The following is an 11,828-nucleotide window of genomic DNA, read 5'->3' on the forward strand; positions in this document are numbered from 1 at the left end:
AAATCGTTCCAAACGGGGCGAATGCCCGTCCGGCTGGGGGTATGTCGAGTTTCGAGTGAGTTTGACGTTTGGCGCATGCCGGGTCTTTTGCGGGGAAGCGGCTTAAATTTTATACTTTTTAATATCTTGAACCGCGCCAGTCCCGATGGTTGTTGATGCACCCAAGACCGATCCAAACCAAAACATCACATACCGCACGGGGCGCGGTTTAATCCTGTCTATTTGAAGCGAGTGTCGGGTATGAACTTTTCAGGGAATCACCTAAAGGCCCTGCTGTTCGATGTCGATGGCACCCTGGCCGAGACCGAGGAACTGCACCGCCTGGCCTTCAACGCCGCCTTTGCCGGGCAGGGATTGAACTGGCACTGGAGTCAGGATCTCTACCGCGAACTGCTCCAGGTCGCGGGTGGGCGGGAGCGCATCCGTGCCTGGCTGGCCCAGGCGCATGCTCATCTGCTCGAACAGCCCGACATTGATGACCGTATCGCCGTGCTGCATCGCCTCAAAACCGACCATTACACCGCCGGGGTGGCCGCCGGGCGCATGGCCCTGCGTCCGGGCGTCGCCCGTCTGATCGGCGAGGCCCGGTCGGCGGGGCTGCGGCTGGCTATCGTCACGACCACCAGCCGCGCCAATGTGGATGCCCTGCTGGCGGCGACCCTCGGCACAGACTGGGAAGAACTCTTTGACGCGATCTGCTCCGGTGATGAGGGGCTGCCGAAGAAGCCCGCACCCGATGCCTACCGCTGGACGCTGGACCGGCTGGGACTCGACGGGGGCGATTGCGTCGCCATTGAGGACACCGCCAACGGCGTCCAGGCCGCGCGCGCCGCTGGCGTGCCGGTACTGGTGACCGAAAGCCTCTACAGCCGGGGCGAGGATTTTGACGGTGCCCTGGCGGTGCTCTCCGATCTCGGCGAGCCCGGACAACCCTTCCATGTCGTGGCAGGAAAGGATCCCGGCGCAGGCTGGGCCGATCTGGCACTGCTGCGGCGGCTGCTTTGCTGAGTATTCCGCTGCATCCAGGGCGCACTCTTCGGCTATCCTTGCGCCCTTGATGCGAGAGTGAGAGTGGGAGCGTTCCGATGTGCGGTATCTGCGGAGAGTTACGATTCGACAGTCGGCCAGCCGATCTGGATGCGATTCAGCGCATGATGGCCGAGCTGACCCGGCGCGGCCCCGATCACGGCGGCAGTTACAGCGATGGCGCTCTGGCCTTCGGTCATCGGCGGCTGGCGATCATCGATCTCTCGGTGCGCTCCAATCAGCCGATGGTGGATGCCGAACTGGGTCTGGCGCTGGTCTTTAACGGGACGATCTACAACTACCGCGCACTGCGGGCCGAACTCCAGGCGCGCGGCTATCGCTTTTTCTCCGAGGGCGACAGCGAGGTCATCCTCAAGGCGTGGCATGCCTGGGGCACGGATTGCGTCGAGCGACTGCACGGCATGTTCGCCTTTGCCATCTGGGACGCCAATCAGCGGAGGCTCTTTCTGGCGCGTGACCGTTTCGGCATCAAGCCGCTCTACTGGTCCGGGTCGGGCGCCGTTTTTCGCTTTGCCTCCAGCCTTCAGGCGCTGCTGGCAGCGGGCGGGGTGGAGACGGCCATCGATCCGGTGGCGCTGCATCATCTCTTTACCTTGCATGCCGTGGTGCCTGCGCCGCGCACCATCCTCCAGGGTGTGCGCAAGCTCGCGCCCGCTCACTGGCTGTTGATCGATGCCGATGGTCGCCAGACCGAACGGGCCTATTGGCGGCTCAGTGCGACCCGTCCCGAACCGGCTCTGAGCGAACCTGAATGGCTGGAGGCGATTCATGCCGCGCTGCGTCAGGCGGTCAGGATCCGCAGCGAAGTGGCCGACGTGCCGGTCGGCGTGCTGCTGTCCGGCGGGCTGGATTCCAGTCTGCTGGTGGCCCTGCTGGCTGAGGCTGGGGTCTCCGATCTGCGTACCTTCTCGGTCGGTTTCGAGGACACCCCGGAAGAGGCCGGCAGCGAGTTCGTCTACTCGGATCTGGTGGTCGAGCGTTATGGCACTCGCCACTGCAAATTCCTGGTGCCCAATGATCAGGTGCTCAAGCGTCTGCCGGAGGCCATCGACGCCATGGCCGAGCCCATGTTCGGTCAGGATGCCGTGGCCTTTTATCTGCTCGCCGAACAGGTCTCGCGCGAGATCAAAGTGGTGCAGTCGGGGCAGGGGGCCGATGAGGTCTTCGGCGGCTATTTCTGGTATCCGCGCATGCAGGCGGAGTCTGATGGCAGTCCGCTCGAACGCTTCCGCAGGCACTACTTCGACCGTGATCACGATGAGTATCGGCGTCTGGTCACGGACGCTTACGCCGGCGAGGACCACACCTCGGCCCTGATCGCCGAACGGCTCGACGAACCGGATGCGGATACCTTCATGGACGCCGTGCTGCGGCTCGATGTGACCACGCTCATCGTCGATGATCCGGTCAAACGGGTCGATAACATGACCATGGCCTGGGGTCTGGAGGCGCGGGTGCCTTTTCTGGATCAGCATCTGGTCGAACTGGCCGCACGCTGTCCGCCCGAACTCAAGCTGCGCGAGGGCGGCAAATACCCGCTCAAGGCGCTGGCGCGAGGTCTGCTGCCGGATGCCGTGATCGACCGGCCCAAGGGCTATTTCCCCATGCCGGCGCTCAAATATGTGCGCGGACCCTTTCTGGAGATGATGCGCGACACCCTGAACTCGCGTGCCTGCCGTGAGCGCGGGCTCTATCGACAGTCCTATCTCGATCAACTGCTCGCCGCCCCGGACCTGCATCACACCCGCATTCAGGGCAACAAGCTCTGGCATCTGGCGCTGCTCGAATGCTGGTTACAGCGTCATGTGGATTGAAATCCCGGCGATCACCTCAATTTTTATCCGCCAATTCAATCAGCCACCCCAAGAGGTCAGCCATGGACGTGTTGGAACGTATCGACGAACAGGTAAAGGGCAACCCGGTCGTCATCTATATGAAGGGCACACCGCAGTTTCCGCAGTGCGGATTTTCCATGCGCGCCGCGAAGGCGCTTCAGGAGTGCGAGGTTCCTTTTGCCTATGTCAATGTTCTCCAGGATCCCGAGATCTTCGAGAACCTGCCGCGTTACGCCGACTGGCCGACCTTTCCGCAGATCTATGTCGCTGGCGAGCTGATCGGCGGCTGCGACATCACCCTGGAACTCCATGCCAACGGGGAGCTTCGGGGCATGATGGAGCGGGCGGCGAGGGCAGCACCTTAGAAATCCCGAGGCCGTTCGTTGTCGAGGCCGTTCGTTGTCGTTGTCGTAATCGAATATTCGCAAGCCGACAACGACAACGATCAGAATCTGAAAAGAGTCGTCAGTGACCAGCCGCCTGAACCATCACCCCTGATGGTTTGACCGACAGGTCAAACCATGCGGATCGCCCTCCCAGAAATGGACCGGATCCAGTTCGCGCCAGCGATTGACCACGGCGCAGAAGAGCCGTGCGGTCTGTTCGGCGTCATAGACCGCTGAATGTGCCTCGCTGTTCTGCCAGGTCAGCCCCGCCGCTTTCGCTGTCTTCGCCAGTACGGTCTGGCCGAACATCAGGCCGCCCAGGGTTACGGTGTCAAAGACGCTGAATGAATGGAAGGGATTGCGCTTGTAGCCGGTGCGCTCCACCGCCGCTTTCACGAAACCCAGATCGAAATGGGCATTGTGTCCGACCAGGATGGCGCGGTTGCAGCCGGTGGACTGCACCGCCTTGCGGATCGGGGTGAGGATGCGGTTCAGCGCATCCTGCTCTGAGATGGCGTCGCGGAAGGGATGGTCCGGGTCGATGCGGTTGAAGGCCAGGGCGCGCGGATCGATCTCCGAGCCCACGAATGGCAGCACATGACAGGCCAGCGGAGCGGCGGGCTCCAGCCGTCCATCGGGCGTCATGCGGATGATGACCGCCGCGATTTCAAGCAGGGCATGACGCTGGGCATCGAAGCCCGCCGTCTCCACATCGACGACCACCGGCAGAAAACCGCGAAAGCGCTGCGCGATACCATCTGGAATCTGTTCTTCTTGGTTCATCGCGACAGCATAAGTGGCGCGGCGGCGAATGCCAAATTTTGACTGCGCCGTGGTAGGATTTCGCGCATCGCTGGCTGGAGATTCTCTACAGATGAAGGGTGTCGAAATGAGTGCGTTCAGGGGAATGGGTGCGTTCCGGCTGGGCTGGCTGGTTGTGGGCGCGGCGCTCCTGGTCGGCGGCTGCTCCTCGAACCCGGATCGGGTGAGAGATCCGCGCGATCCGCTGGAGCCTTATAACCGTGCTGTCCACCGTTTCAATTCGGACTTCGACAAGGCCTTTCTGCAGCCGATCGCGAAGGGTTATCGGGTCATCACGCCGGAGCCTGTCGATCGCGGGATCACCAATTTTTTCAATAACCTCGCCGATCTCACCTCGGCGGCAAACAATGCACTGCAATTCAAGATGTCGCGTGCGGGCAGCGACGTGGGACGGATCTTCATCAATTCCACGGTGGGCGTTCTGGGCTTTGTCGATGTGGCAACCAATGTCGGGCTGCCGAGCTACAAGGAAGACTTCGGCCAGACGCTCGGCTACTGGGGGCTTGAGTCGGGCGCCTATTTCGTCCTGCCGCTGCTCGGCCCGAGCAGCATCCGCGACACCATCGGTCTGGCGGGCGATATCTTCACCGACCCCCTGTTCAATATCGAGGAAGACAAGGTGTACTGGGGGCTGGTCGGTCTGAGGGTGGTGGATCGTCGTGCCGACCTGCTGGCCGCCTCGCAGATCCTCGACGATGCCGCCATCGATCCCTATGTCTTTCTGCGCGATGCCTATCTCCAGCGCCGGCTCAGTCTCGTCCACGACGGCAATCCCCCGCCGGTCGAAGGTCAGGAGGACTTCTGGGACGCAGTGGATTTCAGCGCCGAGGGTAAACCGGGAAAGCCGGCGTCTCGATCAGGACGTCTTTAAGGCGCTTTCCAGGAAAGTTTTTACCCGCCCGAAAGATCGTTAAACCGCGTCCAGCGCGATATGCGTAATTTTCAGTTTGTGTTTAGCTTTGGAGATGTCATCAACATCAGTGGAGACGCGGTTTGAAATTCTATATTTTTTAATATCTTAAACCGCGCCCGCTCGAACGGTCGTCGATTCTGCCAAGACTGACTCAATCCCCAAACATCACATACCGCACCGGGCGCGGTTTAATCGATCAACCGCCAGGACAGCGTCTCCCCGGCCCTGAGCGGCACGACCTCACTGCCGCCAAAGGGATAGCGTTGCGGCACCTGCCAGGTCTCGCGGCGCAGCCGAAGCGTCCCGCTGTTGCGGGGCAGGCCATAGAAATCCGCGCCGTAATGACTGGCGAAGCCTTCCAGTCGATCCAGTGCGCCAGCCTGCTCGAATGCCTCGGCATAGAGTTCGAGCGCGGCATGGGCGCTATAGGCACCGGCGCAGCCGCAGGCGCTTTCTTTGTCGCCGACGGCATGGGGGGCGCTGTCGGTCCCCAGAAAGAAGCGCGGATGACCGCTGGTGGCGGCCTCCAGCAGCGCAAGGCGATGGCGTTCGCGTTTGAGCACCGGCAGGCAATAGAAATGGGGCCGGATCCCGCCCGCGAGGATGGCGTTGCGGTTATAGAGCAGATGATGCGGGGTGATGGTGGCTGCCAGTGTATCCGGCCCCTCGCGCACGAAGGCGACGGCGTCTGCCGTGGTCACATGCTCGAAGACGACCTTGAGCGCCGGAAAGTCCGTGACGATGTGCCGGAGCCGTTCCTCGATGAAACGCTGTTCGCGGTCGAAGATGTCCACCTCGGGTGCCGTGACCTCGCCGTGCACCAGCAGCGGCAGACCTTCGCGCTGCATGGTCTCCAGCACCGGAGAGAGGGCGTTCAGGTCGGTCACACCGCTGTCTGAGTTGGTCGTGGCGCCAGCGGGATAGAGCTTGCAGGCGACCACCGCGCCACTGGCGCGGGCGGTGACGATCTCAGCCGGTTCGGTGCGGTCGGTGAGATAGAGCGTCATCAACGGCTGGAAATCGCTTCCAGTCGGCAGCGCGCCCAGGATCCGCTTACGGTAGGCGATGGCCTGTGCCGTCGTGACGACCGGCGGTCTGAGGTTGGGCATGATGACCGCCCGCGCGAACTGGCGGGCGGTGTGTCCGATGACATCCGCCATCGCCGCGCCATCGCGGACATGCAGATGCCAGTCGTCGGGACGGGTGATGGTGATTTCGTCGGAATGCTGCATTTTAATTGTTCCATAAACCGCAAAGACGCAAAGGACACAAAGAAAAAACCTTTGCGTTCTTTGCGCCTTTACGGTTCAAAAATAAATTTTAAACCGCGTCCCCACCAAGGTCCGTGAATGCGCCAAAGGTCGAACTCACCCGGAACCTGGCCTCTCACTCTGGACGCGGTTTAAATGCTGGAATCAATCCGCCCGTGGCCCAACCGCCTTGATGCGCTCATCGACTTCATCGGCGAACTTGGTGAAGTTCTTCTGGAACATCCCGGCGAGCTTGCGGGCTTGGGTGTCGTAGGCGGCGCCGTCCTTCCAGGTGTTGCGTGGATTGAGGATCTCGCTCGGTACGTCCGGGCAGGACTCGGGGATCTCCAGACCGAAGAAGGGATCGGTGCGGGTCGGCACGTTGTCCAGCTTGCCGTCGAGGATGGCATTCACCATGGCGCGGGTGTGCGGGATCTTGATCCGGTCGCCGACGCCATAGGGGCCGCCGCTCCAGCCGGTGTTGACCAGCCACACACTGGTGCCGTGCTCGGCGAGTCGCTGACCCAGCAGGGCGGCGTATTTCTGCGGATGCAGCGGCATGAAGGGCGCGCCGTAACAGGCGCTGAAGACCGGCGAGGGCTCGGTGACGCCCTTCTCGGTGCCGGCGACGCGCGCCGTATAGCCCGAGATGAAGTGATACATGGCCTGCTCGGGCGTGAGACGCGCGACCGGGGGCAGCACGCCGAAGGCATCGCAGGTGAGGAAGAGGATGGCGGTGGGATGACCGCCCATGCCGGTCTCGCTGGCGTTGGGGATGGCGCTGATGTGATAGGCGCCACGGGTGTTCTCGGTCAGCGAGTCGTCGTCCAGGTTCAGCCGGCGATCTTCCGACTCGACCGTCACATTCTCCAGCACGGTGCCGAAACGCTGCGTCGTGGCGTAGATCTCAGGCTCCGCCGAGGGCGAGAGACGGATCATTTTGGCATAGCAGCCGCCCTCGAAATTGAAGACGCCGTCGTTGCTCCAGCCGTGTTCATCGTCGCCGATCAGGGTGCGCGAGGCATCCGCCGAGAGCGTGGTCTTGCCCGTGCCGCTGAGACCGAAGAAGAGCGCGGTCTTGCCATCGTGGCCGATGTTGGCCGAGCAGTGCATCGGCAGCACGCCCCGGAAGGGCATCATGTAGTTCATCACGGTGAAGAGCGACTTCTTGATCTCGCCCGCGTAGCTGGTGCCGCCGATCAGCACCAGACGCTTGGCGAAATTCACGAGGATGAAGGTCTCGCTGCGGGTCTTGTCGAGCGCCGGCATGGCGTGGAAACGCGGGGCGTCGATGACGGTGAATTCGGGAACCAGGTTTTCGAGCTCTTCGGGCCTGGGCTGGATGAAGAGATTGCGCGCGAAGAGATTGTGCCAGGCGTATTCGGTGATGACGCGCACCGGCATGCGATACGCCGGATCGGCGCCGACGAAGCAGTCACGCACATAGACATCCTTCATTTGCAGATAGGACGCCAGACGGTGATGGACCTGATCGAAATGGGCCTCGTCGATGGGCCGGTTCACCTCGCCCCACCAGATGTGCTCCCGGCTCTGCTCCTCCTCAACCACGAACTTGTCATTGGCCGAACGCCCGGTGTGATGGCCGGTACGCACGACCAGCGGCCCCATGTGCGCGAGCATGCCTTCACGCGCGCGCAACGCCTGTTCGTACAGGGCGGGCGTGTGCAGGTTCCAGTAGACGTTGTTGAGGTTGTAGAGACCGTGATGATCGAGCGTGTGGTGGGTGTTCGGTTGTCCGGAAACAAGCATGGCGGTGACTCCGTCGAGGGTTCAGGCTATCGGGTCGGTCGGTCGGTCAGTCGATGGTTAGCGAGACTACACCATAACGCGATCCGGCTAAACCATGCGCGAAGTCGAGGGTTCAGGGCTTTCCCGTCCGGATGCCGGTCGATGTTGGCGTAACGTGTTTGAGCGGCGATGGCGTCGCCGGGCGGGATGATGGCGACGGCGATGCGGGGAGTTCCCGCGTTCGGGACGCAGGTTGCAGCAGAGTGCGGTCGATCCCGACGGATCGACCGCAAAAGGTGTTCAGGGCGTTGTTTTGGTCGCTGGTGCGGGTGCGGTCATCGCGGCTGGTGCGGGGCTTGCTTCTTTGGTTGCTTCGGCAGCCACCGGCGCCGGGTCCGTCTTGGGCATGGCCTGGGGGGCGGCATCTTTTTTCGCGCCCTTGCGGCAGTGGCTGGACACCTGCACACCGTCTTTACGGGTGTACCCGTCCATCCAGCGGCATTCGGCCTGTGCGGCACAGGCCGCTTCATCCAGTCCTTTGCAGACGGATGGCGCCGAGATGGCCGGGGTGGCGAAGAGTGTGACGAGTGCGGTCGAGAGCAGTGTGATCCCTGAGGGGCGGAACAATGCGTGTTTCATCGTCTGTTTCCTCTCTGTAAATGCTCAAAGCCCACGAAATAATCAACCTCTATTCCGTGCATGATGACCATAAGAAAGACGGTGAATCAATTCAAGTAAAATTTGACCTGGTTCACACTTTTTGAGTGTGGCGCATGTCAGCGAGGAGTAGATAACGGGCATGCAGCGGCTGGATCAGCGCGTCCAGCGCGGCGGGATCGCCACTGTTGTCGAGGCGGTCATCGGCGCGGGCGAGCCGCTCGTGGCGCGGGGTCTGGCTGGCGATGATGCGCCTGATCTCGTCTTCCGGGAGTCCGCTGCGACGTCTGACCCGCTCGATCTGAATCGACTCGGGGACATCGACCACCAGGACACGATCAGCAAGCGTCTGTTGACCGGTCTCGAACAGGAGCGGAATCACGAGGACGGCGTAAGGGGTCGTGAGTCGGGCCAGACGCTCCAGCATCAGCGTCTTGATCGCGGGGTGCAGGATGGATTCCAGTTGTGTGCGTGCGTCAGGATTCTTGAAGACGCATTGGCGCAGTGCGGCACGGTCAAGCGCACCATCCGCGTGCAGCATCCCGTCGCCGAAGGTCGCGGCGATCCGCGCCAGGACCGGGCTGCCGGCGACCGTCAGTTCGCGCGACAGGAGATCGGTATCCACGATCCCCGCACCGAGCGCGCCGAGCCGGTCGGAGACGCTGGATTTGCCGCAGCCGATGCCGCCGGTCAGCGCGACGACGAACATGAGTCAGCCAAGACCGCTCAAACGCAGATAGGCGTCATTGATGGCCTGACCCCAGACCAGACTGATCCAGCCGGCGGCGGCGAGAAAAGGACCGAAGGGCATGGGCGTGCCGCGCTGATGGCGCCCGGTGACCATCAGGAGCACGCCGAGCACGGCCCCTGTGAGTGCGGACAGCAGGATGATCTGGGGCAGAAACGACCAGCCAAGCCAGGCGCCGAAGACCGCCAGCAACTTGAAATCGCCATAGCCCATGCCTTCCTTGCCAGTGGCGAGCCGGAAGAGCTGGAAAACCGTCCAGAGACTCAGATAACCCGCCACGGCGCCGATGATGGCCGATTCCGCGTCGGTGAAAAGCCCGAACAGGCTCAGGATCAGACCGAGCCACACCAGCGGCAGGGTCAGACTGTCGGGCAGAAGCTGGGTGTCGAAGTCGATCAGCGCCAATGCGATCAGCGTCCAGGTCAGCAGCAGGGCGGCGGGCGTCTGCCAGGTCAGGCCGAACTGCATCACGACCAGCAGGGTCAGGAGCGCGGTGAAGCCTTCAATGATCGGATAGCGCACGCTGATGGCCACACCACAGGCCGAGCAACGTCCGCGCAGCAGGAGATAACTCAGTATGGGGATGTTTTCATGGGCGCGGATGCGATGACCGCAGGCCGGACAGGTGGAGGGCGGCGAGGATAATGTGAGACGCGGCGCGGATTCAGCGGGCATCGCCTCATCGTCAGACAGCTCGGCGCAGTCACGCTTCCAGCCCTCTTCCAGCATGTGCGGCAGGCGCAGGATGACGACATTGAGAAAGCTGCCGAGGATGAGTCCGAGCAGGACGGCACTCGTATACAGCAGCCAGGGGTTCGTCTGGAGTAGCTCCAGCCAGATGGGCGTGGACATGGTCGTGTTCCTTGAAACCTGATCGCCGGGATCGGAAATTGAATCATTCAGACAGGATTAACAGGATGAACAGGATTTAAAAGAATGCGTTAAACCGCGTCCAGCGCGATATGCGTAATTTTCAGTTTGTGTTTGGCTTTGGAGATGTCATCGACATCAGTGGAGGCGCGGTTTAAAATTCTATATTTTTTAATATCTTAAACCGCGCCAGCTCTAACGGTCGTCAATGCTGCCAAGGCCGCCCCAATCCCCAAACATCACATACCGCACCGGGCGCGGTTTAATCCTGTCAAAATCTCTCGGGTCTAGACAACGGCGGCGAGCTTGAAGATCGGCAGATACATGGCGACCACCAGACTGCCGACCAGGCCGCCGATGACGACCATGATCATGGGTTCGAGCAGACTGCTGAGACTGTCCACCGCGTTGTCCACCTGTTCCTCGTAGAAATCGGCAACCTTGGCCAGCATGTCGTCGAGCGCGCCGGACTCCTCGCCGATGGCGGTCATTTGGATCACCATGTGGGGAAAGAGATCGCGCTGACGCATCGCGAGCTGGAGCGACTGGCCGGTGGCGACCTCCTCGCGCATCTTCAGGATGGCGTCCTGATAGACGATGTTGCCGGTCGCGCCGGACACCGATTGCAGTGCATCGACCAAAGGCACGCCCGCCGCGAACATGGTCGAAAGCGTGCGCGCGAAGCGGGCCAGTGCGGCCTTGTTGAGAATAACGCCGATGATCGGGATCTTCAGCGACATCCGGTCAACGCCCTCGCGGAGTTTGCGCGAGCGTTTGTAGGTATACCCGGTGCTGTAGACGACGGCGCCCACGCCGAGGAAAAAGGCCCACCACCAGTCGCGCAGGATGTCGGACAGACCGATGACCATGAGTGTGAAGGCCGGCAGATCGGCGCCGAAGCTCGAAAAGAGTTCCTTGAACTGCGGAATGACGAACAGCAGGATGACCACGGTCACGATCACCGCCACGACAATGACCGCCGCCGGGTAGAAGAGCGCCTTCTTGATCTTGCCCTTGATCGATTCGGTCTTTTCCTTGTAGGTCGCGATCTTGTCAAGCAGCACGTCGAGCACACCCGCCTGCTCGCCAGCGGCGACCAGATTGCAGACCAGATCGTCGAAATGCAGCGGATACTTGCCGAGCGCCAGCGCCATCGCCGTGCCGCCTTCGATATCCTGTTTGATAGCCAGGATCATGTCCTGCATCGCCGGATTGTCGTGACCGCGGCCCACGATGTCGAACGCCTGCACCAGCGGCACACCGGCTGCCATCATGGTGGCGAGCTGGCGGGTGAAGATCGAGAGATCGGCGCTGGTGATCTTCTTCTTCGCACTGAAGAGCGGCTTGGGCTTCATCTTGACCCGGGTTGGATTCACCCCCTGGCGACGCAGATCAGCCCGCACTGTATTGATGTTGGCCGCCCGCATCTCGCCCTTGACGCGCGCGCCGCGCTTGTCCATGCCCTCCCAGGTGAAGACACGGGCCTGCTCGGCCTCGACCTTGGGCTTGACCTTGCTTGCTGTTGCCAGTGCCATCGTCATGACTCCTTGA

General features: G+C 61.9%; 11 protein-coding genes. 4 read left to right on the forward strand and 7 right to left on the reverse strand.

Going from position 1 to position 11,828, the window contains the following annotated elements; all coding sequences use genetic code 11:
* The first annotated feature begins 240 nt into the window (after positions 1 to 240).
* The 3 genes from EDC35_RS07480 to grxD all read left to right on the forward strand — a co-directional run bounded on the left by EDC35_RS07480 (position 241) and on the right by grxD (position 3,247).
* Positions 241 to 1,008: an HAD family hydrolase gene (locus EDC35_RS07480; protein WP_132976614.1), complete on the forward strand. Its 768-nt coding sequence runs from the start codon at positions 241 to 243 to the stop codon at positions 1,006 to 1,008.
* 77 nt (positions 1,009 to 1,085) lie between these two features.
* Positions 1,086 to 2,861: an N-acetylglutaminylglutamine amidotransferase gene (locus tag EDC35_RS07485; protein WP_132976615.1), complete on the forward strand. Its 1,776-nt coding sequence runs from the start codon at positions 1,086 to 1,088 to the stop codon at positions 2,859 to 2,861.
* A 62-nt stretch (positions 2,862 to 2,923) separates the two neighbouring features.
* Positions 2,924 to 3,247: a Grx4 family monothiol glutaredoxin gene (gene grxD / locus EDC35_RS07490; protein WP_132976616.1), complete on the forward strand. Its 324-nt coding sequence runs from the start codon at positions 2,924 to 2,926 to the stop codon at positions 3,245 to 3,247.
* A gap of 123 nt (positions 3,248 to 3,370) precedes the next feature.
* Here the strand turns inward: grxD and rnt are convergent, their stop codons facing one another.
* The gene (rnt, locus tag EDC35_RS07495) at positions 3,371 to 4,051 is read right to left on the reverse strand and encodes a ribonuclease T (protein WP_132976617.1); all 681 of its coding nucleotides are present in this window, start codon (positions 4,049 to 4,051) and stop codon (positions 3,371 to 3,373) included.
* A gap of 91 nt (positions 4,052 to 4,142) precedes the next feature.
* Between rnt and EDC35_RS07500 the strand changes: the two genes are divergently transcribed.
* Positions 4,143 to 4,961, forward strand: coding sequence for an MlaA family lipoprotein (locus tag EDC35_RS07500; RefSeq protein ID WP_243651515.1), 819 nt, complete (start codon positions 4,143 to 4,145; stop codon positions 4,959 to 4,961).
* Positions 4,962 to 5,191: 230 nt separating this feature from the next.
* Here EDC35_RS07500 and pyrC read toward each other — a convergent pair whose 3' ends face one another.
* From pyrC to EDC35_RS07530, 6 genes are all read right to left on the reverse strand, one after another.
* On the reverse strand, positions 5,192 to 6,235 hold the full coding sequence (gene pyrC, locus EDC35_RS07505) for a dihydroorotase (protein ID WP_132976618.1): 1,044 nt from the start codon (positions 6,233 to 6,235) through the stop codon (positions 5,192 to 5,194).
* 183 nt (positions 6,236 to 6,418) lie between these two features.
* Entirely contained in the window at positions 6,419 to 8,023 is a 1,605-nt protein-coding gene (locus EDC35_RS07510; RefSeq protein WP_132976619.1) for a phosphoenolpyruvate carboxykinase, read from the reverse strand.
* A gap of 279 nt (positions 8,024 to 8,302) precedes the next feature.
* Positions 8,303 to 8,641, reverse strand: a complete 339-nt coding sequence (locus EDC35_RS07515; protein ID WP_132976620.1) for a hypothetical protein — start codon at positions 8,639 to 8,641, stop codon at positions 8,303 to 8,305.
* A 112-nt stretch (positions 8,642 to 8,753) separates the two neighbouring features.
* A complete protein-coding gene (coaE, locus tag EDC35_RS07520) occupies positions 8,754 to 9,368 on the reverse strand; it encodes a dephospho-CoA kinase (protein ID WP_132976621.1) in 615 nt (204 codons plus the stop codon).
* A gap of 3 nt (positions 9,369 to 9,371) precedes the next feature.
* Positions 9,372 to 10,259: a prepilin peptidase gene (locus tag EDC35_RS07525; protein WP_132976622.1), complete on the reverse strand. Its 888-nt coding sequence runs from the start codon at positions 10,257 to 10,259 to the stop codon at positions 9,372 to 9,374.
* Positions 10,260 to 10,564: 305 nt separating this feature from the next.
* A complete protein-coding gene (locus EDC35_RS07530) occupies positions 10,565 to 11,812 on the reverse strand; it encodes a type II secretion system F family protein (RefSeq protein WP_132976623.1) in 1,248 nt (415 codons plus the stop codon).
* Between the last annotated feature and the right edge of the window lie 16 nt (positions 11,813 to 11,828).

Source organism: Thiobaca trueperi (genome assembly GCF_004342175.1).
Lineage (GTDB): Bacteria > Pseudomonadota > Gammaproteobacteria > Chromatiales > Chromatiaceae > Thiobaca > Thiobaca trueperi.

Bases quoted from the DNA above. Each gene is read 5' to 3' on its own strand.
- pyrC (WP_132976618.1), bottom strand. From the start codon at position 6,235: ATGCAGCATTCCGACGAAATCACCATCACCCGTCCCGACGACTGGCAT.
- EDC35_RS07480 (WP_132976614.1), top strand. From the start codon at position 241: ATGAACTTTTCAGGGAATCACCTAAAGGCCCTGCTGTTCGATGTCGAT.
- EDC35_RS07515 (WP_132976620.1), bottom strand. From the start codon at position 8,641: ATGAAACACGCATTGTTCCGCCCCTCAGGGATCACACTGCTCTCGACC.
- grxD (WP_132976616.1), top strand. From the start codon at position 2,924: ATGGACGTGTTGGAACGTATCGACGAACAGGTAAAGGGCAACCCGGTC.
- EDC35_RS07525 (WP_132976622.1), bottom strand. From the start codon at position 10,259: ATGTCCACGCCCATCTGGCTGGAGCTACTCCAGACGAACCCCTGGCTG.
- EDC35_RS07500 (WP_243651515.1), top strand. From the start codon at position 4,143: ATGAAGGGTGTCGAAATGAGTGCGTTCAGGGGAATGGGTGCGTTCCGG.
- EDC35_RS07510 (WP_132976619.1), bottom strand. From the start codon at position 8,023: ATGCTTGTTTCCGGACAACCGAACACCCACCACACGCTCGATCATCAC.
- rnt (WP_132976617.1), bottom strand. From the start codon at position 4,051: ATGAACCAAGAAGAACAGATTCCAGATGGTATCGCGCAGCGCTTTCGC.
- EDC35_RS07485 (WP_132976615.1), top strand. From the start codon at position 1,086: ATGTGCGGTATCTGCGGAGAGTTACGATTCGACAGTCGGCCAGCCGAT.
- coaE (WP_132976621.1), bottom strand. From the start codon at position 9,368: ATGTTCGTCGTCGCGCTGACCGGCGGCATCGGCTGCGGCAAATCCAGC.
- EDC35_RS07530 (WP_132976623.1), bottom strand. From the start codon at position 11,812: ATGGCACTGGCAACAGCAAGCAAGGTCAAGCCCAAGGTCGAGGCCGAG.